The 22,190-nt window shown below is 61.5% G+C and carries 13 protein-coding genes and 1 pseudogene; 11 read left to right on the plus strand and 3 right to left on the minus strand.

Annotation, left to right across the window (positions count from 1 at the left end; genetic code table 11):
- Nucleotides 1-79: 79 nt before the first annotated feature.
- Nucleotides 80-4,671, plus strand: a pseudogene (locus tag RW095_RS18200) (response regulator).
- A 110-nt stretch (nt 4,672-4,781) separates the two neighbouring features.
- Here RW095_RS18200 and flgM read toward each other — a convergent pair.
- From flgM to RW095_RS18220, 3 genes are all read right to left on the minus strand, one after another.
- Complete coding sequence (gene flgM, locus RW095_RS18210) at nt 4,782-5,093, minus strand: flagellar biosynthesis anti-sigma factor FlgM (protein WP_317017383.1); 312 nt, start codon at nt 5,091-5,093, stop codon at nt 4,782-4,784.
- 300 nt (nt 5,094-5,393) lie between these two features.
- Nucleotides 5,394-6,623, minus strand: a complete 1,230-nt coding sequence (locus RW095_RS18215) for an NAD(P)/FAD-dependent oxidoreductase (RefSeq protein ID WP_317017385.1) — start codon at nt 6,621-6,623, stop codon at nt 5,394-5,396.
- Between the two features lie 249 nt (nt 6,624-6,872).
- Nucleotides 6,873-7,088 (minus strand): hypothetical protein, encoded by a 216-nt coding sequence (locus tag RW095_RS18220; protein ID WP_317017386.1) that lies wholly within the window; start codon nt 7,086-7,088, stop codon nt 6,873-6,875.
- Between the two features lie 1,171 nt (nt 7,089-8,259).
- Between RW095_RS18220 and RW095_RS18225 the strand changes: the two genes are divergently transcribed.
- The 10 genes from RW095_RS18225 (at nt 8,260) to RW095_RS18270 (ending at nt 22,150) form a co-directional block, all read left to right on the plus strand.
- Nucleotides 8,260-8,535 carry a hypothetical protein gene (locus RW095_RS18225; RefSeq protein ID WP_128597493.1) on the plus strand — a complete coding sequence of 92 codons (276 nt, stop codon included), beginning with the start codon at nt 8,260-8,262 and terminating at the stop codon, nt 8,533-8,535.
- Nucleotides 8,536-8,578: 43 nt separating this feature from the next.
- On the plus strand, nt 8,579-8,938 hold the full coding sequence (locus tag RW095_RS18230; RefSeq protein ID WP_317017389.1) for a superinfection immunity protein: 360 nt from the start codon (nt 8,579-8,581) through the stop codon (nt 8,936-8,938).
- An 874-nt stretch (nt 8,939-9,812) separates the two neighbouring features.
- Nucleotides 9,813-10,748: a phosphate acetyltransferase gene (locus RW095_RS18235; RefSeq protein ID WP_317017390.1), complete on the plus strand. Its 936-nt coding sequence runs from the start codon at nt 9,813-9,815 to the stop codon at nt 10,746-10,748.
- 3 nt (nt 10,749-10,751) lie between these two features.
- Complete coding sequence (locus RW095_RS18240; RefSeq protein WP_317017392.1) at nt 10,752-11,933, plus strand: acetate/propionate family kinase; 1,182 nt, start codon at nt 10,752-10,754, stop codon at nt 11,931-11,933.
- 310 nt (nt 11,934-12,243) lie between these two features.
- On the plus strand, nt 12,244-13,101 hold the full coding sequence (locus RW095_RS18245; protein WP_317017393.1) for a hypothetical protein: 858 nt from the start codon (nt 12,244-12,246) through the stop codon (nt 13,099-13,101).
- A 325-nt stretch (nt 13,102-13,426) separates the two neighbouring features.
- Nucleotides 13,427-14,347, plus strand: coding sequence for a hypothetical protein (locus RW095_RS18250; RefSeq protein WP_317019885.1), 921 nt, complete (start codon nt 13,427-13,429; stop codon nt 14,345-14,347).
- Between the two features lie 66 nt (nt 14,348-14,413).
- Complete coding sequence (locus RW095_RS18255) at nt 14,414-14,797, plus strand: hypothetical protein (protein ID WP_317017394.1); 384 nt, start codon at nt 14,414-14,416, stop codon at nt 14,795-14,797.
- 256 nt (nt 14,798-15,053) lie between these two features.
- Nucleotides 15,054-17,450 (plus strand): phosphoketolase family protein, encoded by a 2,397-nt coding sequence (locus RW095_RS18260; protein ID WP_317017395.1) that lies wholly within the window; start codon nt 15,054-15,056, stop codon nt 17,448-17,450.
- A gap of 124 nt (nt 17,451-17,574) precedes the next feature.
- On the plus strand, nt 17,575-20,073 hold the full coding sequence (locus RW095_RS18265; RefSeq protein ID WP_317017396.1) for a glycogen/starch/alpha-glucan phosphorylase: 2,499 nt from the start codon (nt 17,575-17,577) through the stop codon (nt 20,071-20,073).
- On the plus strand, nt 20,060-22,150 hold the full coding sequence (locus RW095_RS18270; RefSeq protein WP_317017398.1) for a glycogen debranching protein: 2,091 nt from the start codon (nt 20,060-20,062) through the stop codon (nt 22,148-22,150). The genes RW095_RS18265 and RW095_RS18270 overlap by 14 nt, the downstream gene beginning before the upstream one ends.
- Nucleotides 22,151-22,190 lie beyond the last annotated feature (40 nt).

Here is a 22,190-nt window from a genome sequence, read left to right on the forward strand (position 1 = left end):
AGGAACCTCCCACGTGGACACACTACGAACCCCCGCATTTGAAGGATAATGTCTGCCTTTTTGTCCAGTTGAGGTAGCCGTGAGCGACCAGACATCATCCGACACATACCGTACAGCACCGTCTGTGGCTCATGATTTCCTGTATGGCGGCGGCGAAATGGGCGCGCTGATGCGTGCCCACAACTGGAGTGCCACGCCCCTGGGTGAACCTGAAACCTGGCCGCAAAGCTTGCGGTCCGCCTTGAGCATTTGTCTGGGAGCCAACTTCCCCATCGCCATCTACTGGGGACCGGAACTGGCGCTGCTCTACAACGACGCCTGGAGTTCGATTCCCGGCAAGAAGCACCCTTGGGCCTTGGGCCGGCCAGGCAGGGAAGTTTGGCCCGAGATCTGGGACACTATCGGTCCGCTGTTCCATCAAGTGCAGGAGACCGGAGCCGGCGTATGGCAGCATGACCAATTGCTTCCCATGCACCGTCACGGGTACACCGAAGAGTGCTATTTCAACTTCACGTTCAGCCCGATCCGGGGCGAGGGTGGTCAGGTAGAGGGCATCTTCAATGCCGTCCTGGAAACGACTTCCGCTGTCCTTGCAGAGCGGCGTGAACGTGCGCTGCGCGAGCTTGCCGAGGCACTGACGGCGAGGCGAGACGAGCAAGAGGTGTTTGCAGTCGCGGCGACGCTGCTCGCCACGAAAAGCGTTGATGTGCCATTCAGTCTCCTTTACCGGATCGATGACAAAGGACAGCAGGCGCACCTGATGGGACTCACCGGGATCGACCGGGGCGATCCCGCCGCACCGACGGTAATCGACATTGCCCACGCCGACGCGCCATGGCCTCTCGCGAGCGTGCTGCGGACAGGGCAGAAACTTCTCGTGAACGATCTTGCCGAACGTTTCACGAGCCCGCTCCCTGGCGGTCCGTGGCCCGAGCCGTGTACTCATGCGCTCATCCTTCCGATTCAGGCGACGGCGCACCCGGGAGCGGTTGCCGCCATTCTCGTCGCGGGGATAAGCCCACGCGGCGCCATTGACGACGACTACCAGGCTTTCCTGGAGCGAGCCGCCTCACATATTGCGTCCACCTTGGCCAGTGCCCGCGCCTACGAAGAAGAACGGCGACGCGCCGAGGCGTTGGCCGAGATCGATCGCGCCAAGACGACGTTTTTTTCCAATGTCAGTCATGAGTTCCGTACGCCTCTGACCCTGATGCTGGGGCCGATAGAAGAGTTGCTCGCCGATCCGGAGCAACTCGGCGAAGGAGGGCTCCGGCAGGTTGAGCTCGCCCACCGCAACGGCCTGCGGCTCCTGAAACTCGTTAATTCCCTGCTGGATTTTTCGCGTATCGAGGCGGGGCGCTTGCAGGCCAGCTTTCAAGCCACGGATCTTGCGCAGCTCACCACGGACCTCGCCAGCAATTTCCGCTCGGCCATGGAGCGTGCTGGGCTGACGCTGACCGTCGAGTGCGAGACGCTGACGGAGCCGGTCTACGTGGACCGTGACATGTGGGAAAAGATTGTTCTGAACCTGCTTTCGAACGCGTTCAAGTTCACGTTCGAGGGCGGCGTATCGGTCGAACTCAGGCAGCGCGACACGGCAGAACTGGTCGTTCGGGATACTGGGACGGGTATTCCCGCGGCGGAACTGCCGCGGCTCTTCGAGCGGTTTCACCGTATCGAGGGGGCGCGCGGTCGCTCGTTCGAGGGCAGCGGCATAGGCCTTGCGCTCGTCGAGGAACTTGTCAGGCTGCATGGCGGCACCGTTCGGGTAGAAAGCGAAATCGGCAAAGGGACAGTCTTCACCGTTGCCATTCCTTTTGGCACGCGACATCTGGCAACGCCGCAGATCGAACATGAAGGACCGCTGAGCTCCAGCGCCTTACGTGTCGAGGCCTACGTCGGCGAGGCTGAGCGCTGGTTGCCCGACGGGCAGGCGCCTCGCGAGACTTCCGGCAGAGACAGGATCAGCGAGTCCGCTACGACGCCGGCACCGCCGGTGACCGATGGGGCCCACATTCTTCTGGCCGACGACAACGCCGACATGCGTGCCTACGTGCAACGTCTGCTAGGCGGTTCGCACCATGTCGAAGTCGTCGCGGATGGGCAGGCTGCATTGGAGACGATTCGCCACCGCCGTCCCGATCTTCTGCTCACCGACATCATGATGCCCCGGCTGGATGGCTTTGGCTTGATACGTTCCATCCGTGGCGACGCGGCGTTGAAGGACCTGCCCATCATCGCATTGTCGGCGCGAGCGGGAGAAGAGGCGAGCCTGGATGGTCTCGCTGCCGGCGCCGACGACTACCTCGTCAAACCATTTTCGGCGCGCGAACTCGTCGCCCGGGTCAACGCAGCGCTCGCCATGGCGACACTTCGCAAACAGATGAGCCACGCTCTGCGCGACGAGGCCAACCTGCTCGAGGTCCTCAATAAAATCGGCGCGACGATCGCGGCCGAGCTGGATCTGGACCAGGCTGTGCAAGTCGTCACCGATGCCGCGAAAGAGCTCACGGGCGCCGCTTTTGGCGCGTTTTTCTACAATGTGCTCGACGAGCGTGGCGAGCGCTATACGCTCTATTCCATCTCGGGCGTGCCGCGCGAAGCGTTTTCAAAATTTCCGATGCCGCGCAACACGAAGGTGTTTGCGCCGACGTTCAACGGCGAGGCTATCGTGCGCTCCGCCGACATCACCCGCGATCCGCGCTATGGCAAGAGCGCTCCGTACTTCGGCATGCCTGAAGGGCATCTGCCCGTGTGCAGCTACCTGGCAGCTCCGGTCATTTCGCGCTCTGGCGAAGTGCTGGGCGGTCTTTTCTTCGGTCATCCCGAACCTGATGTATTTACCGAGCGCGCCGAGCGCCTGCTGATTGGTGTCGCGGCCCAGGCGGCAATCGCCATCGACAATGCACGGTTGTATCAGGCCGCCCAGACGGAGATCGCACAACGCACCGTGACCGAGCAGGCTTTGCGTGAAAGCGAGGAACGGCAGCTACGCTTGAACGAGACGCTGGAAGCGAAGGTCGTCGAAAGGACGTTAGAACTTCAGGCTGCGAATGAGCAACTACGTACCGCGGCCGCGGAACGCGAGCGCGTCGAAGAGGCGCTGCGCCACGCACAGAAGATGGAGGCGATCGGCAAACTGACCGGTGGGGTGGCTCATGATTTCAACAACCTGCTGCAAGTGATCGCGGGGAACCTCCAGCTGTTGGCGAGAGACGTCGCCGGCCATGAAGCCGGGGAAAGGCGCTTACGTAACGCGCTAGCCGGGGTCACACGCGGCTCGAAACTTGCCTCGCAATTGCTCGCTTTCGGGCGGCGCCAGCCGATGCGACCCAAGGTGGTCAATCTTGGCCGGTTCATCCGCGAGATGGACGATATGCTGCGCCGCGCTCTGGGTGAGGAAATAGAGATCGAAACCGTCATCTCCGGCGGTCTTTGGAACACGATGGTCGATCCGAGCCAGGTGGAGAACGCGTTGCTGAATCTCGCCATCAACGCGCGCGACGCAATGAGAGGCCGTGGCAAATTGACGATCGAGGCGGGAAATGCGTCGCTCGATGCCGTTTACGCCGCTGCCCACCCCGACGTCCGGCCAGGCCAGTACGTGATGCTCGCGGTCACCGATACGGGCTCCGGAATGTCGGGAGAAGTCATCGAGCACGCGTTTGAACCATTCTTCACCACGAAGCCGGAAGGGCAGGGAACCGGCCTTGGCCTGAGCATGGTGTGGGGCGTCGTCAAGCAGTCAGAAGGCCACATCAAAATCTACAGTGAGCTGGGCGAAGGGACCACCATCCGTATCTACTTGCCAAGGTCTCGCCAGGAGGAGGATCGCACGCCGGAGACTGAGACCGCACCCGCGGTTGGGGAACGGAGACGATCCTGGTAGTAGAGGATGACGAAGACGTGCGCAACACGGTCGTCGATATGCTGACGGACCTCGGATATCGGGTGCTGAAAGCGAGAGATGCGCAAAGCGGATGGGCCATCATAGAGAGCGGCGTGCCGATCGATCTGCTCTTCACCGATGTGGTCATGCCTGGCCCGTTGCGCAGCCCCGAACTTGCTCGTAAGGCCAGGGAGCGGTTGCCGGACATCGCAGTGCTTTTTACGTCGGGCTACACGGAAAATGCGATCGTGCATGGCGGCCGCCTCGATGAAGGCATCGAGTTGCTGAGTAAGCCATACACCCGCGAGGCTTTGGCGCGACGGCTGCGTCACGTGTTGGCAAATCAACGGCAACTAAACAGCCAGCGCCCCGCCCCGGCGGTCCGTTCCCGGCCCGTCCGCGAACGGCCTGTCAACGACGTTGCTTACCTCGCGCTGCGCGTGCTGCTGGTCGAGGACGAGGAATTGATCCTGATGTCCACCGGAGACATGCTCGAAAGTCTCGGGCACCGCGTGTTCACCGCGGCTAGTGCCGAACAGGCGCTCCCGATTCTGGACGCTCAACCGGTAGACGTGCTGATTGTTGACCTGGGCTTGCCCGGTATGTCAGGCAGCGAGCTTGCAGTTCAGGCGCGCAAGAAATACCCGGACCTGCACGTCGTGATTGCATCCGGCAACCCGGACCCGAGCGCGTTGAGCAACGAATGGCTTGCCGGGGCGGTCATTCTGGCGAAGCCCTATGACGAGCTAGGCTTGACGCGAGCCCTCCGGGGAAAACGGTAGGTGGACCGCGGCGGGTCACGAGCGAGCGCCATCTTCGTATGCGCAGGCGTTGGAAGCTGCGCGGCGACGTGCCTTACCTCCGCGGCGGTGCCGCCAGGTTTAGCCGCCGGTTACCGAGTTGTCGTTTGCAGCAACTCGCGCGCAACGCTCAGGGCGCCGTCGGCGATCTTGCCCGAATCGATCTTGTAGGTGCCCTCACGCAGCGCGGCTTTGATCGACTCGACCTTCACCGTGTCGATATCCGGATCACTGAACGTGCGCAGCGCGGACATTGACGTGAGATTCACCTGAGCATTCTGCGCGGCGGGAGCGCCGACGGGGTTCACGGATTCGACCGCGCCATTCGTATCGCTGTTGTTCGTTGCGCGCTGCGTACTGTTGCCCGGGGCCGCGAGTGGGTAGTTGCTGGGTTCAATCTTCATGGTGTGTGTGCCTCACTTGTTGAGTTCTTTAACGGTCTATCGTTTGAAATCTTCACCCTGCCGCGGCCGCTCCGACCGTGCGTCGGCTATCTCGTGGGACGCAAAGCGTTGCCAGGTGGGCACTTCAGCAGATTGAAACAAAGTGCAACAATTTGTGAGCACTGCCGCACGGTGACTTGAGCGCATCGCCCGGAAGGTTCGATGCGCGCTGGTGACGGCGTCTGGCAAAAGTGCGCGACCGAAGCCGGCAGTCCGTTTGCCGGACGCCACTTCACGAGCGCATAACGCGCTTGTGGCGTGTCACCCGCGGATGGGCGGCGGCGCCTGCACAATCGGAGCCGCTGCGTTGAAAAGATCGGCGCGGTTGCCTGTGCGGGGCGGATAGATCCGCTCAGTGTTGATTACGCGTTTGACGTTTTTCGCCTGCTGGCCCTGTGCCGCGAGCCTGCGCTCCCAGCCTTCGGTGTAGACCGCGCCCCAGGGGCCGAGGTCGAGAATGGTCGTGTACCAGTCGATGTCGAGCGGCAGCATCGGCAGACCGAGCAAATCGCAGACGACGTTGTGCCCCGCGAAACGCCCCATCGGCCTGCTGTGCTGGCAGGACATGACGGATTCGTGCCTGCCGTCTTCAAAGAGCGCACGCGCCACGTCACCGGCTGCGAAGACGTCGGGGACACCTTCAACGCGCAGGGTTTTGTCGACCGGCACCCGGCCAAGCGCATCGCGCTCGACGGGAATGCAGCGTGTCAACGGACTCGCATGCATGCCGCCACACCAGATAATCGTCGATGTGTCGATGCGCTTGCCGCCCGCGAGCGTCATCCCGGTGTCGTCGATCTGCTCGATCTCAACGCCGGTCATCATCTCGACGCCGAGTTGCGTCAATGACTGTTCGATGACCGGTTGCGCTCCGCCCATCGCCATTGCGATCCGCGGCGCACGCTCGATTAGCACGACGCGAACCTCGCACTCACGCAGGCGCTCACCGCTAGCTACCAGGAGGTCGCGCACACGGTGCGGCAACTCGGAGGCGACCTCCACTCCCGTGAGGCCTGAGCCGATAACGACGAAGGTCAGGCTTCCAGCACCGTGTGAATGCACCATTCTGAGGAGCCGTCGTTCGAGGCGTTCGGCGCCTTCGTATGTGTCGACGTTGAACGCATGGTCGGCGAGCCCCCGAATCGGCGCATCGACAAGGCGGCTTCCCGATGCCAGCACGAGCTTGTCGAAAGGCAGCGGCGCGGTGCGTCCGCGGACGCTCACCGTGACCTGTTTGCCGGCGACATCGATGTCCGTGGCTGCGCCCTGGATCCATTGCACGCCGACGGGGCTTAGCACATCGCTCAACGGTACCAGCGTCGCCCCGAGATCCGCTTCGTAGTTGCGCACCCGGATGCTGTGGTGCGCGTGAGGATTGACCATGACGACTTCGACCTGATTGCTCGCACCTTGCTCATCGAGCTTGCGGGCCGCGCCGATGGCGCTCCACAAGCCCGCAAAGCCACCGCCGATCACGACGATTCGTTTCATGGCCGCTCCTGACCAGAGATGTTTGCGCGGCCGATTTGCCCGATGAGCGGCGCGGCAACGCGGATGAGTTGCGCAAAACGCGACGGGACACGAAGCAAGATGTGAAGGCAGGGGTCAGCCCGATGCGTGCCAACCTATCGCAGTTGATATGGTAGGACAACGAAACGCAAAGGCGAAGAATATGGCCGACCGGTGGCCACTGTTCGCGACTCGATGCAAATGCGATCGGCGCCTCTCGCGGTTTTCGAATCATGGACTCGCGATTGTTTGTTTAATTTGGGTCTGCAGGTCTATCAACGGTGTCGCGGTCACTGTGACAGCGACACCTTCCGATTCGGGCAATAGCCCGGCGAATGCAGCAATCCCGGTCGCGCATACCGCAACGAATGCGATAGCGCCAATGACGACGATTGCGTTGTTGCACGTTGGTTTCGATTGCAGTGAGTTTGCAAAGAGCCGCATCATGGCTGTCTCCTGGTGGCGCAGCTAACGTTTGCAACTACTGTGCCGGTAGCGATGCTTTACCGCTGACACGCGTGCAAAGCCCGCTGGCAGGGCAACGAATGAAGACAGCGGCTCCGCAACAGCGAGGCGTTGTTGGACCCGGCCAAACACAGGGAACGTCTTGTTGCGGGCCAAAAACCAACACCACCTTGGCGGTACTTAGTCAAAGATAAGAGGGCCGCTCTGGAGATCATCGTCGGCTAAACGTGGCCAACAATCTCGCCGCAGTTCTCCGCAACAGACAGGTCGAATAATCACTAACTATTCGTCATCCCACGCGCTATAACGTAGTTGCAGGGCGACTATTCGTGTCGAGGGGTCCACAAAATCCATCGGCATTGCCAATGCGCACGCCAACTTGCGTCCCCGTCTCGGCCGGGCGCACTGCGCTTCGTATCTTCCCAACTTTCCTGGATCACGGTCCTGGGCGAATCGACTCGACTCGCAGGCCGCAGGCGCGCTTCTGAATCCGAAAACCGCGTGTCGGTTTTCGAGTTCGCCGCGAATAACGAACGGCGTGAATGGATAACCCTACGCAGATCAAGGAGGCAATGTGAAATTACGACGGATGGTTGGATCGGTTGTCGGGCTGCTTTTCATCGCCGGGTTGGCGCATTCGCAAGGCACGCCCCAAGCTCCTCAGCCCGCTCCGCAACAGAGCGGTCAGACACAGGTTTCCAACCCCAGTGCGGGGATGGAAGCGTACGGTGGCACCTCCGATACGATGGTACAGAGCGGCGCGAAACATGCCCGGCCCTGCAGGGTGAACCCGCAATGCAACATCTTCTTCGGCGGGAGCTGACAATAAACTGACGGCGCGCGAGCAAACGGTACAGCACCGGGCGCTCGCGCTGAGACATGGTCGACGTGGCTGGCCGCGATGGCGCAGTCCTGTTTCATTTACGTTTATGGGGACCCCGATACGGAGGTCTCCCGACTTACCCGATGCGGACCATTCCAACCGCAGCATGCCCGCGAATCCGCCATGCAGCGCAGTATTGTTCGGTCTGCAGCAATTGTGATTTCACGCTATAGGCATAGAAAAAGGATAGGCGCCGTCTACACTGACTCTTGTCAACGGCGCGCGTCTCACCCGATTCGCGCTTCCTCAGAATCGCATCGGAGAGTCATCATGAAAAGCAAACTTCTTGCAGCTGTGCTCATCGCCGCCACTACTTCGTTTGCCGCCCCTGTGTTTGCCAGCGGCTACGGTCCTGCACCTTCCTACCGCCCGTCGGTGGGGGCACCTGCTTCGCAGCGAGGCCCGAGTGCCCAAACCGTTGCAGCAGAACGCAACGGTGCAGTCGGCTCTGTCAGTGATTCGTATGGTGGCGTAGCTGCGTCCTCTTCAGAATCTGGCGGCCGTCAATCCGTCGAGTCTGTCAGTCGTGTGTACTTTGGCCACTAATCAACAAGCCGTCTGCTAGGCGAAGCTGTGACGAGATATCGAAATGTCGAAAATTATCGAGGGTGCATTGTTTGTGGGCGCGCTGATGCTGTATCTGGTACCCGCAATGATTGCAGACGCCAGAGAACGCGAAGACGCGTTCGCGGTGACCATGGTGAACATTCTGCTTGGATGGACGGTTATCGGGTGGTTCGCAGCGCTGGTATGGGCGAGGCATCCGGTCAGTAACCGCCGTATGAAGCAGTTTGCAAGACGGGCGCAACGCGCGGTCGCGCGAGTCACCATTGATGCAATCGTCGCGCGGGCGAGTGGTCGTGCCAGTTCGATCCCCATGTTCAATCCTCGCTTGGTACCGATCGTCGCGCGCATTGCCGCAAGCAGTAATCGCCACGAAAGGCGCTAACTGTCGCCGCGGATCATGCATGGTTCGTCGCATTCTTTCCAGACCGAACGGCGGTCTAACCGCTGACAAATTTAGTGTCAACGAGGAGCCCGCTAACGCAGTAAGCGGGCATAGCATCGACTCGTGGCCCTCCAGCCTTGCCATGACGGTTACGGGAAAAAACGTCGTGCTTAACAAATCCCTTTTGAACTGGACGTTGACTTTCATTGTTTCGAGTGCCGGCTTTGATAGTTGCCAACCGGAACGATGGCTGTTGGGCGCGCACGGCATTCGACCAGCACCTTCCCTCAATACTTGATGCCCCGTTTCTGCTGGCGACCCGGCTGCCTCGTGTCACGCTTGTCCTGCCTGCATTGAGAATGGCCGAAAGTCTGATTGTAGCCATCGTTCCGCAGTTTCGAGCGTAAGACCTTTGTCCGATAGCCTCATGCCGCCATCGCTCGCAACAATTTCGGAAAGGCTAACTGAACGCATGGACCGGAGTCCGGTGCGCTAAACCTGCCGCCGTTTTGATCTGGCCAAAGGACGCGGACGGCCTCGCGCGACAGTTCCGGCGGGGATAGCGGATCTGCCGCTAAGGAGCAAGCAGTTCGCCATGCCGTACGAGGCGCCTGTCTCGTGAAACGGGACAGCGAGGCTTCATCATCGACGGGAGAAGTTCATGAATAGCCAGATCACATGTGCATTGATTTTCGCGCTGACATTCTAGGCGTCGATCGACTCGCGGCTCGCGAAGTCAAGCTGCGGGAGATCGGTCCAAAGTCCTATTGCCGTAGTGTCGCGCGGCGGCGATAGTCGTCCTGCAACAGCTATGACAGCGTTGCCGGCGTTGCCGCGCGCGGCGCAACGACCGTCGCAATGCACGGGAGGAATCGTGGAGCGTACGCACGAGAAGTATCAACGGCTTATCGCCTTTTGCCAAAGCCAGCCGCCGCTGATCACTGCCGTAGCGCATCCATGCGATCGCGCATCGCTCGAAGGCGCCGTGGAGGCGGCGGGGATGGGGCTGATTGCGCCGCTTCTCGTGGGACCGCGCGAGCGCATTGGCGCCGTCGCCGAAGAATGCGGGCTGCAGATAGCCGACTATCCGCTGATCGACGTGCCGCACAGTCACGCGGCGGCGGCGAAAACGGTCGAACTGGTGCGCGAAGGCAAGGCCGAAGCGATCATGAAGGGTAGCCTTCACACCGACGAACTGATGGCCGCCGTCGTCCGCCGCGAGGGCGGCTTGCGCACCGAACGGCGCGTGAGCCACTGCTTCGTGATGGACGTGCCGGGTCACGCAGACGCGCTGATCATCACCGATGCCGCGATCAACATAGCACCGACGCTCGCGGAGAAAGCCGACATTCTGCAAAACGCGATTGATCTCGGCCATGCGCTTCGCGTCGAGGAAGTGCGGGTTGCGATCCTTTCGGCGATGGAGATCGTGAACCCGAAGGTCCCGTCGACGATCGAAGCTGCGGCGCTCTGCAAGATGGTCGATCGTCATCAGATCACAGGTGCGCTCGTCGACGGGCCGCTCGCACTCGACAATGCGATCGACCCCGAAGCGGCGCGCATGAAGAAGATCGATTCGCCGGTGGCGGGGCGCGCCAATGTTCTGATGGTGCCCGATCTCGAAGCCGGCAACATGCTGGCCAAAAGCCTGTCGTTTCTGGCCGGGGCGGACGCGGCGGGCATCGTGCTCGGCGCGCGCGTGCCGATCATCCTGACGAGCCGCGCCGATTCGATCATCACGCGGCTCGCGTCGTGCGCCGTCGCGTCGCTGGTGGCGAGCAAAGGCCGTGAAGCTCGGTTGCTGGTGTAGATCATGGCCGACGTCATCCTGGTACTCAACGCTGGATCGTCAAGCATCAAGTTCAGCGCCTTCGATGCGCAAACCCCCGAGCTCGCTTGCGTGCTGCGAGGGCAGATCGACGGGCTGTTCAGTTCGCCGCACTTCGCCGCCTTCGATGCGTCCGGCGAGCAGGCCGGCGCTCACGCATGGGGAGACGGCGCAGGCCTGGAACACGCCGGGGCGATCGCGTATATCGCCGAGTTTCTGCGCGGGCATCGGGAAGGGCATCGCCTGGTGGCGGTCGGGCATCGCGTCGTGCACGGCGGCGCGCGTTTCATCGCACCAGTGCTCATCGATGCCGGCGTGCTCGCGGAACTGCACACGCTGACGCCGCTTGCGCCGCTGCACCAGCCTCATAACCTGAAGCCGATCGCAATCATCGCGGAACGCAATCCGGCGCTGCCGCAAATCGCCTGTTTCGACACGGCCTTTCACGCAACGCAGCCCGAACAGGCGAAGGCCTTCGCGCTGCCCGCTGCAGTTACCGAACGCGGGGTGTGCCGCTATGGCTTTCACGGACTGTCGTACGAGTACATCGCCAGCAAGCTCCAGGAGATCGCACCGGGAGCCGCGGCCGGCCGCACGGTGGTCGCGCATCTCGGCAATGGCGCGAGCCTGTGTGCGCTGTCGGCATGCCGCAGTGTCGCGAGCACGATGGGTTTCACTGCGCTCGACGGCCTGATGATGGGCACGCGCTCAGGCAACCTCGACCCGGGCGTGATCCTGTATCTGCTGGACGAAATGAAGATGACCACGCGCGAAGTGGAAAACCTGCTGTATTGCCAGTCGGGATTGCTCGGCGTTTCCGGCATTTCCGGCGACATGCGCGTGCTACTGGCGAGCGACGATCCTCGTGCCCGCTTCGCCGTTGAACTGTATGTATATCGTATCTGTCGAGAACTCGGCTCGCTGATCGCCGCACTCCAGGGCATCGATGCACTGGTGTTCACGGCAGGCATCGGGGAGCATGCGGCGCAGGTGCGGCAGCGTGTCGGCGAGCAGGCGCAGTGGTGCGGCATCGACATCGATCCCGGCGCGAACGAAGCGAACGGTTCATGCATCAGCGCGCCCGCGAGCCGGGTCGGCGTGTGGGTCGTCCCGACCAACGAGGAACTGATGATCGCCCGTCACACTCGCGCCCTGATCGGCGCGTAAGCACAAGGAGAATCACGATGAGACGGCATGTCTCACAGCAGCCGTTAAAAGGCGCGAAGACGCTTGTCTCCGGGAGTGCCAACGCAAGCGTTCGATCTCCTGCTGATGCGCGATAGCGTTTCGTGAATCTGGCGGCGACCTCTTGCCGTCGAATACGCGGATGAGAAGGCGCAGCCGGATGTCGAGCCGCTGGCGGCGAGCCTCGAAGCGTCGATCTTCATGCCGCTGAACGTGTCCATGCACAAAGAACCGGATGCGTTTCGAAACGTATCGCGAGCCCTGCGCTTGTCGCTATTGCGGAGAGAGAGAGATGCTGCGGCTGACTGTATGGTTCACGCTTCTCATCTCGTTGAGCGCGAGTGCGGCGGTTCATCAAGACTTCCATGATGGGTCGCCGGACGCCGCTGCAGCCGGGTCGGCTGCGCCCCAGCCCGGCGCCATCGATATCGATGACATCCTGCGCCAGTACGGGATCAGCCAAGGCTCGCCCAAAGCCCGCATCATTTTCGCGTGGTTCGACAAGGTAATGCACGACCCGGTTATCGCTGCCCATGTTCCAGGCGGCGCACCGTCGCTCGTTCATGTGCTGCTCGATCCGCAACAGCGGGAAGCCATGATGTCGAGTGGCCTCGCTCGCCTCACGCCGGCGGACCGATCGCGTTACCTCGTGCTGCTTACCCGTGTGCTCGACGAGCTGGTGCCGGTCAATTGTTTTGGCCTCGTCGACATCGTAACGGTAATGAACCGCATCACGATCGCGCAGATGTCCGACGCCGAAGCGGAGCTTTACCTCGATCTTATGTACAAGGTAATGGTGAGCAGCGGTTCCGCGGCGCCGGTACCCGTGCCGACGCGGGAAGAATACGCGGCAGCGTCCGAGGCAATGTCTCGTGCCGTGGTCATCGAACTGGGCGGCGACCCGTCCAACGTCGATCGGTATATGGCATATACAGCGAAGCCTTCCACGGCGACCCCGGCCGATGTCTGCTGGATGACAAGAGTGACGCTGCATGCTCTCGCGAGAATGCCGGCTGCCGAGCGGGATGTCGTTCTACTGCCAGTGTTTATCGGACCGCCTGCGGCGTCGCTGGCGGATCCCGTCGACGAACAACCCGCGCAAATGCCGTTTCCCGCTTCCGCAAGCCCGCCCGGCACGACGATGCCGTGACGGAGCGTCTGAACGACTGCGCCGCTGCGCGGTGGCGATATTCCCGCCACGGCGGCGTATTTTGTCTATTCTGAATTCGACGTGTGCCTGCCGCGTTGGGGTGCTCGAAGAAGGCCAGAGAAAACTTCATGCGCCGCACGGAGCGCGTGTCCCGGGAACAAGGAAGCAATGGCCCAACATACAGGAGTGTGCAATGTGCATTCTGTACGCTGTGTGCTGGTTCGTACTGGACGCGGACAGATCGTCAGTCGATCGGGCGATACATGTACTGCGGCTCCATTGGCCACGCCGGGCGTCGTTGGCATGCGCGACCATAGCCTTCAGCCTGGTGCCTTGTCTTTCGATTGCGCAGGACCTTCCGGGCCGGTCGTCGGGGCCTGCCGTGGTCGGGGGTAACGTCAGACAGCACGCGGACGCCGTGCTTGCCGTCATGAGTTACACGACTGTCCCGGACGTCACTACCAGTAACCTGTCGGTCAATAGCGGCACGACCGGCAACCCCGGCTTCGGCCAGACACAGTTTGGCGGCGGGTTCACGATGAGCCGGTCGTTTCCGTTGTACCTGGAGGGCACGCTTGCCTATAGTCGTTACGATCCGGTTTTTGTCGCGTCCGACGGCTCGGGACAGCGTCCGGTGCCGACGAAATGGAACACCTTCAGTGGCACAGTCGGCATTGGATGGGATTTCCGGATCACGAATGAACTGGTGTTTCGTCCGATCCTGAACGGAACGCTAGGTCGCGTCTCCAGCGATTTGAAGGTGGGACAGACCATCTTCAATCGCGCCACCGATGCCAACCTCCAGTTTCTCGAGAACGGTTCGCTGGACGCGTATGGCTATGGCGGCTCGCTGATGCTCGACTATGAGCGCTACCGTGACAACTACGAAATCGACGCTGAGTTGCGGGCCACGGACATTTATCTGCGCAGCTTCGGTGGTTCTTCCCAGGCAGTGCAGGGGTCCGCCATGGCGCAGCAAGTCAGCCTGTGGACTCGCTGGCGCGCGCCTACGGGATGGCACGCATTGGACCGGCCAGTCCGCTATGTGCTCGAAGCGGCTTACTCACATTATTTCGGCGACAGCGCGGGCGTGCTGGGTTTCAACGATCTCACCTCGTTGGGCGTCGGCCTCGAACTCGACAGCACCAGGTATCCGGTCATCATTACCAGGACGCGTGCCTTGGTGCGATATGTGTTCGGACACAATGTGCATGGCGTGTCATTCGGGTTTGCCGTGAGTTTCTAGTTGGCGTATCTAACCCGCGGCGACCCACGATGCCGTTCGTCATACCGATCGGAAAAGGAGATGCTGATGCGCGCCCACCTCTGTCTGCCTGCTTTCGCTTTTCCCTTGCTGCTCGTCGGCTGCAACACGCCGCCGATTTCTCCCGGTAAGCCGGTAGATATCCCGACTGCCCTGGAGCAAGTCCTCGACGGATTGTGCAATTTCAGGAAGCAGGAAGCGGCTCGCAAGCGGGAGGGGGACGTCGATATCGACTCCATCACCGTGCAACTCGACCTGACAATCGATGGGTCACGCAATCCCCCGGTAGCGGTCGCGCCGGATATCCAGTTCATTCCGACCGTCAGTTACGGACAGGTGATAACGGCGAACAGAGGAAGCACGCTCACCATTTCGCTAAAACATAAGGGCACAGGCAGTTGGACCGCTGGCGATTGCAATGTTTCCAGGTGAGAGCAGCCGGCCAGTGCAAACCGGGGTTCAAGTGAGTGCACGGGAACGCGTGGTCGCTGCCACGCTCTGAACGGCCAGCCGCATAGGATGACAGCGTCGAGGCGCGATGCGCTAGGACCAAAGTCCCATGTCCTCTCCTGCGCGCATGCGCTACGCTGGCAATCGGCACACCGTCCCGGGCGTCCGTTCATGTCGACGTCATTGGGACAGACACCGTTCACTTGTGATCGAGGCTACAAGAACAGGAGACGCCAGCATGAGCCACGAGCGCGCATCGAACACTTCGTCTCACGCAACCCTAACCGACGACGAACTCCGACGCATCGACGCGTGGTGGCGCGCGTGCAATTACCTTTCTGTCGGCATGATTTACCTCAGGGACAATCCGCTGTTGCGGGAGCCCTTGAAGGTCGAACACGTAAAGCAACGCCTACTCGGACACTGGGGCGCAAGCCCCGCGCTGTCGTTCGTCTGGGCGCACATGAACCGCGTGATCAAGCGCGACGATCTTGATGTGATTTTCATGGCCGGGCCTGGACATGGCGCGCCGGGCGTACTCGGTCCTGCCTATCTGGAAGGTACTTATTCGGAGGTGTACCCGGACAAAAGCGAAGACGCCGAGGGAATGCAGAAGTTCTTCAAGCAGTTTTCCTTTCCGGGTCATATCGGCTCCCACGTGACGCCCGAAACACCCGGCTCGATTCACGAGGGCGGCGAACTCGGCTACAGCCTTTCGCATGCTTATGGCGCTGCGCTCGACAACCCTGATCTGATCGTCGCCTGCGTGGTCGGGGATGGCGAGGCCGAGACGGGACCGCTTGCCACCGCGTGGCATTCGAACAAGTTCATCAATCCGGTCCGCGACGGCACCGTCCTGCCGATCCTGAACCTGAACGGCTACAAAATTGCCAATCCGACAATCCTCTCGCGCATCAGCCATGAGGAACTGAAAGCACTGTTCGAGGGCTACGGCTATACGCCGTATTTCGTCGAAGGATCGGAGCCGTCGGAGATGCATCAGAAGATGGCGGCCACGCTCGATACGATCATCGCCGAAATCCGCGCGATTCACGAAAGAACGCGTGCTGACGGCAATCCCGAGCGGCCTCGCTGGCCGATGATCGTGTTGCGCACGCCCAAGGGCTGGACGGGACCGAAGGAAATCAAAGGCCACAAGGTCGAGGGCTCGTGGCGCTCGCATCAGGTGCCGTTTTCCGATGTGACCGGCAACCCCGCAAATCTCGAACTGCTGGAAAGCTGGCTGCGCAGCTACAAGGCCGACGAGTTGTTCGACGACAACGGCCAGTTGCTTGCCGAGCTGAGCGAGCTTGCGCCGCAAGGGCCACGCCGCATGAGCGCCAATCCGCATGCGAACGGCGGCGTATTGCGCCGCGAGTTGAAGCTGCCGGACTTCCGCGACTACGCGGTCGAGGTCACGCATGCCGGCAAGGTGCTGCGCGAGAACACCCAGCCGCTCGGCCAGTTCCTGCGGGACACGATGCGTTGCAACATGAACACGTTTCGCGTCTTCGGCCCTGACGAGACCGCGTCCAATCGCTTGCAGGCAATCTACGAGGTCAGCAAGAAGGTGTGGATGGCCGACATGCTGCCCGAGGACGACGACGGCGGCGAACTCGCGCGCGACGGCCGCGTGATGGAGATGCTCTCGGAGCACACGTTGATGGGCTGGCTCGAAGGCTACCTGCTGTCCGGCCGTCACGGCTTCTTTCATACTTATGAAGCGTTCGCGCACGTGGTGGACTCGATGTTCAACCAGCACGCGAAGTGGCTAGACGTATGCAAAAACCATGTGCCGTGGCGCGCTTCGGTGGCCTCCGAGAACATCTTGCTTTCGTCGACGGTATGGCGCCAGGATCATAACGGCTTCTCTCACCAGGACCCCGGTTTTATCGATCTCGTGACGAACAAGAGCCCATCGGTCACGCGCGTGTATCTACCACCGGACGCCAACACGTTGCTCGTCGTGGCGAACGAGTGCCTGCGTTCCACCGATTGCATCAATGTCATCGTCGCCGATAAACAGAAGCATCTGCAGTTCACCACCATCGACGAAGCGGTCATGCATTGCGCAAAAGGCATCGGCGTATGGCGCCGTGCGAGCAATGACGAAGACATGGAGCCCGATGCGGTGATGGCTTCATGCGGCGACGTCGCCACGCAGGAAGCACTCGCCGCCGCAGCTATCTTGCGCGAGCGTCTGCCCGAACTGAGGCTGCGCTTCGTGAACGTGGTGGATCTGTTCAAGATGCAGCCGGTGAGCGAGCATCCGCACGGCTCGACCGAGCGCGACTTCAATAGTCTGTTTACCGTGGACAAGCCGGTGATTTTCAACTTCCACGGTTATCCGTGGCTGATTCACAAGCTCGCATATCGCTTTCGCAATCACGAGAATCTTCACGTTCGCGGCTACACCGAGAAGGGCAACATCAATACGCCTCTCGAACTCGCGATCCTGAACAAGGTGGACCGCTTCAATCTGGTGCTCGACGTGCTCGATCGCGTGCCGCGCTTGCAAGGTAGAACTGCGCATCTTCGCGAGGACATGAGGAACGCGATCATCCTCAATCTGAATTATGCGCACGAGCACGGCACCGATAGCGCAGAGATTTCCGAGTGGGTGTGGCCGTATTGAGCGGTTCACAGTGAGCCCGGCGCTCTACCGTTGGGCCGAATCGGACTTCTGAAATCTGGCGAACGCGCTGCGATGGGCGCCGGCTGGCCATCCAACCCCGGCATGAAAGGCGAGGCAAACGACCATGAACGATGTTTCCGTAGCAGGGGCGACTACCAATCCGCAAGCCGCCCCGCGCGACGTGAGCGGCGACGCGTTCCAGAACGACGTGGTGAGGAATCTGATTTGCCGCGCAGCGCGCTATCCGGACATTGCGGGCCCGCATGACTGGTACATGGCGCTCGCCTTCAGCGTGCGCGATCGGATGCTTGCCCGCTGGGCCGCGTCGACCAAGGTCTATGCAGCGGAGGACGTCAAGGTTGCCTGCTATCTTTCCGCCGAGTTCCTGATCGGTCCGCAACTCGGCAATAACCTCCTCAGTCTCGACATGCAAGACGAAGCGCGCGAAGCGATGCATGCGCTCGGCCAGGACCTCGACGCGCTGCTCGCGATCGAGGAGGAACCCGGGCTCGGCAACGGCGGCCTCGGACGCCTGGCAGCGTGCTACATGGACTCGCTATCGACGCTTGAAATACCTGCAATCGGTTACGGAATCCATTACGAGTTTGGCATCTTCGACCAGCAGATTCGCGACGGCTGGCAGGTCGAGGTGACTGACAAGTGGCTGCAGAACGGCAACCCCTGGGAAATTGTCCAGCCTGACGTGAGCCACTACGTCTGCTTTGGCGGGTACACGCAGCACCAGACCGACGACCAGGGACGCCTGCGGGTGAACTGGATTGCAGCGCATCAGGTAAAGGGCGTTGCCTGCGATCTGCCGATGCAGGGCTATCGCGTCGATACCTGCAATGTGCTGCGGTTGTGGAAAAGCGAAGCGGTGGAGTCGTTCGACTTCCGGGACTTCAACGCGGGCCAGTACTACGAGGCCGTGCAGGAGAAGGTGGTCTCGGAAACCTTATCGAAGGTCCTTTATCCGAACGACGAACCGGAAGCGGGCAAACGCTTGCGGCTCGCGCAGCAGTACTTTTTCGTTTCGTGCTCGCTGCAGGACATGTTGCGGCTCATGACATTGAAGGGCACGTCAATCGAGCAGTTCGCCGACCTGTTTGCCGCGCAGCTCAACGATACGCATCCGTCCATCGCGGTAGCCGAGTTGATGCGTCTGCTGCTGGACGTGCACGGGCTTGCGTGGGACCCCGCCTGGGACATCACGCAGCGCACCTTCGCCTACACCAACCACACGCTGTTGCCCGAGGCGCTGGAAACTTGGGGCTTGCCGCTGTTCAAGAGCCTGCTGCCGCGCCCGCTCGAAATCATCTACGAAATCAATCGCCGTTTTCTCGACGACGTGCGGCGCGTTTTTCCGGGTGACAACGCGCGCGTCGCACGCATGTCCCTGATCGACGAGCGCGGCGACAAGAAAGTACGCATGGCGCATCTGGCCACGGTTGGCGCTCATGCCGTGAACGGTGTGGCCGCGCTGCATTCGGACCTGCTTCGCCAGACCGTGCTGCGTGACTTCGCCGAACTATTCCCGCAGCGCTTTCTCAATGTGACGAACGGCGTGACGCCGCGCCGCTTTCTGATGTTGAGCAACCCCGGGCTCGCGCGTCTTCTCGATCGGACGATCGGCGACAAGTGGCGCACCGATCTTGCGCAACTCGACGCACTGGCGGCGCATGCCGACGACGCCGGTTTTCATGAAGCCTGGCGCGCGATCCGGCGGGATAACAAAACGGCACTCGCGGCGCGGATCGCGAGCGAAACTGGCGTCGAGGTCGATCCGACCGCGCTGTTCGACATTCAGGTCAAGCGCATTCACGAATACAAGCGCCAGCATCTGAACGCGCTGTACATCATCAGTCTGTATCACCAGCTACGCCGCAATCCCGGGCTCGACATTGCGCCGCGTTGCTTTATCTTCGGCGGCAAGGCCGCGCCGGGTTACGCGATGGCCAAGCTGATGATTCGCCTGATCACCGGCATTGCAGAAGTCGTCAATCACGATCCCGTTGTGGACGGCCGGCTGAAGGTGGTCTTCTATCCGGACTTCAACGTGAAGAACGGACACTGGGTCTATCCCGCAGCGGATCTGTCCGAGCAGATTTCCACCGCGGGCAAGGAAGCATCCGGCACCGGCAACATGAAGTTCATGATGAATGGCGCGGTGACGATCGGCACGCTCGACGGTGCAAACGTGGAGATTCGCGAGGAAGCGGGCGCAGACAATTTCTTCCTGTTCGGCCTGACCGCGCAGCAGGTCGAGGAGTTGAAGCAGGGCGGCTATCGGCCGTCCGACTATGTGGAAGCCAACGACGATTTGCGCGAAGCCATCGCGCAAATAGCTCAGGGCCGTTTTTCGCGCGGCGACCCCGAAATGTTCAGGGCACTCGTCGACAATCTGCTTCACTCGGATCCGTTTCTCGTGCTTGCCGATTTCGCCGATTACGTCGCGTGTCAGCACCGCGTGAGCGAAGCATGGCGCGACGCCCGGAGCTGGACGCGCATGTCGATCATGAATACGGCGCGCTCGGGCAAGTTCTCGTCTGATCGCTCGATCAGGGAGTACTGCGAGCGGATCTGGAACGCGCGTGCGGTGAGGATCGACCTTGGACAGCCCTAACGTCGGGAGTACGCGCAATTATCAGGCGCGGCCCGGTTCGCGATTTCCGCTCGGTGCGTCGGTCGTGCCGGACGGCGTCAACTTCTGCATTTTTTGCCGGCATGCGACACACCTGGAACTGCTGCTTTACGCTTCGACGGACAGCGTTACGCCGTTCCAGATCATCGAACTCGCGCCCGAGAGAAACCGCACGTTCTATTTCTGGCATGTGTTGATCGCAAACCTTGCGGTGCCGTGCTACTACACATGGCGCGCGTACGGCCCGCATGGCGTGCCGCAACTGGACGACGAAGCGGCCGGTCGTCACGAGTTGCTCGATCCCGACGCGCGCGCGGTCAGCGACCGCCACTGGCACCGCGAGCCCGCAACCGGTGCGCGGGAACCCGGGCATGTATCGTTTCGGGCCATCGTCACGGAGCCGCTGCCCGAGCGCAAAGACGTGGCCGTGCGCACGCTCGACGACGCGATCATCTACGAACTGCATGTGGGCGGCTACACCCGCGATCCATCGAGCGGCGTTCGACATCCCGGCACGTTTGCGGGACTGGTCGAGAAGATTCCGTACCTGAAGGAACTGGGCATCACGCACGTCGAGCTCCTGCCGGTGATGGCGTTCGATGAACAGGATGTGCCCGCACCGGCAGCAGCGAAGGGGCTCGTCAATTATTGGGGCTACAGCACGCATAGCTTTTATAGTCCGCATCCGCGCTATTGCGTCGATCCTGAGCGAGCGCCGCAGGAGTTCCGTGCGTTGCTCGACGCGATGCACGCGGCGGGCATCCGCGTGTTGCTCGACGTGGTGTTCAATCACACCGCGGAAGCAGGCCTGAGCGGTCCCGTGATCAATTTCAAGGTGCTTGCTAACGAAGTCTTCTATCACGTCGATCCGGCCGATGGCGGGCGCTATCTCGACTACACAGGCTGCGGCAATACGGTCAACTGCAATCATCCGCTGGTGTCGGCGTTCATCCTGCATTGTCTCGAGTACTGGGTACAGGAATTCAGTGTGGACGGCTTTCGCTTCGATCTCGCAAGCGTCTTCACGCGCGGCGAGGGCGGCGCTTTGCTACGCACGCCACCGCTACCATGGGCCATGGAAGCGTCGCCGGTGCTCGCGCGCGTGCCGCTGATAGCCGAGGCGTGGGACGCGGCGGGTCTTTATCACGTTGGCGCATTTCCGGGCATGGCGTGGGCCGAATGGAACGGCCGCTACCGCGATGTGATCCGGCGCTTCGTGCGTGGCGATCCGGGAATGATCGGCCAGATGTGCACTTGCCTCGCGGGGAGCGCGGACCTCTATCAATCGGACGGCAGACTGCCAGTGAACAGCATCAATTTTGTGACCTGTCACGACGGTTTTACCTTGCGCGATCTCGTCAGCTACGACGCGAAGCGCAACGAGGCGAACGGCGACGACAACCGCGACGGCAGCAACGACAACCTGTCGTGGAACTGCGGCGCCGAGGGCGACACGGATGATCCGTCGATCGCCGGGCTGCGTATGCGGCAGGCGCGCAATTTCATCGCGATTCTGCTGTTGAGCCAGGGCGTACCGATGTTGCTCGCCGGGGATGAGATCCTGCGAAGCCAGCGCGGCAATAACAACGCGTACTGCCAGGACAACGCGCTGTCATGGATGAACTGGCACTTCGACGCCGACGAGCTCGACATGCTGCGGTTCGTGCGCGAGATGATCGCGCTTCGCAAGCGTCACCCGAGCCTGCGCCGTCGCCGGTTCTTTACGGGCGCTACGGAGCACGGGCGGACCCATCGCGATGTCGCCTGGCATGGCGAGCGACTCGAATGTCCCACGTGGGGCGACCCGAGTGCTCGCCTCGTCGCGTATACGCTCGCGGGGCTTGCGCCGGGCGAGCCCATGTTGCACGTGATCCTCAACATGAATGCCGATCCGCGCGACGTAGAGCTTCCCACTCTCGACGACGCGAGCTGGCGGCGCATCGTCGATACGGCTGCGCAACCGCCGTCGGACATTGTTGGGACGATAGAGAGCGCTCAAGTCGAATACGGCAACTGCCGCGTAGAGCCGCGCAGTGTCGTCGTGCTCGAATCGCGATGAATGGTCGCCGTCTCGCTGGAAGATGGGCAGCCGAGCGGCT

The organism is Paraburkholderia kirstenboschensis, from assembly GCF_032806925.1.
Lineage (GTDB): Bacteria > Pseudomonadota > Gammaproteobacteria > Burkholderiales > Burkholderiaceae > Paraburkholderia > Paraburkholderia kirstenboschensis.

Coding starts and splice junctions, on each gene's coding strand:
- flgM (WP_317017383.1), bottom strand. CDS start 5,093: ATGAAGATTGAACCCAGCAACTACCCACTCGCGGCCCCGGGCAACAGT.
- RW095_RS18215 (WP_317017385.1), bottom strand. CDS start 6,623: ATGAAACGAATCGTCGTGATCGGCGGTGGCTTTGCGGGCTTGTGGAGC.
- RW095_RS18220 (WP_317017386.1), bottom strand. CDS start 7,088: ATGATGCGGCTCTTTGCAAACTCACTGCAATCGAAACCAACGTGCAAC.
- RW095_RS18225 (WP_128597493.1), top strand. CDS start 8,260: ATGAAAAGCAAACTTCTTGCAGCTGTGCTCATCGCCGCCACTACTTCG.
- RW095_RS18230 (WP_317017389.1), top strand. CDS start 8,579: ATGTCGAAAATTATCGAGGGTGCATTGTTTGTGGGCGCGCTGATGCTG.
- RW095_RS18240 (WP_317017392.1), top strand. CDS start 10,752: ATGGCCGACGTCATCCTGGTACTCAACGCTGGATCGTCAAGCATCAAG.
- RW095_RS18245 (WP_317017393.1), top strand. CDS start 12,244: ATGCTGCGGCTGACTGTATGGTTCACGCTTCTCATCTCGTTGAGCGCG.
- RW095_RS18255 (WP_317017394.1), top strand. CDS start 14,414: ATGCGCGCCCACCTCTGTCTGCCTGCTTTCGCTTTTCCCTTGCTGCTC.
- RW095_RS18260 (WP_317017395.1), top strand. CDS start 15,054: ATGAGCCACGAGCGCGCATCGAACACTTCGTCTCACGCAACCCTAACC.
- RW095_RS18265 (WP_317017396.1), top strand. CDS start 17,575: ATGAACGATGTTTCCGTAGCAGGGGCGACTACCAATCCGCAAGCCGCC.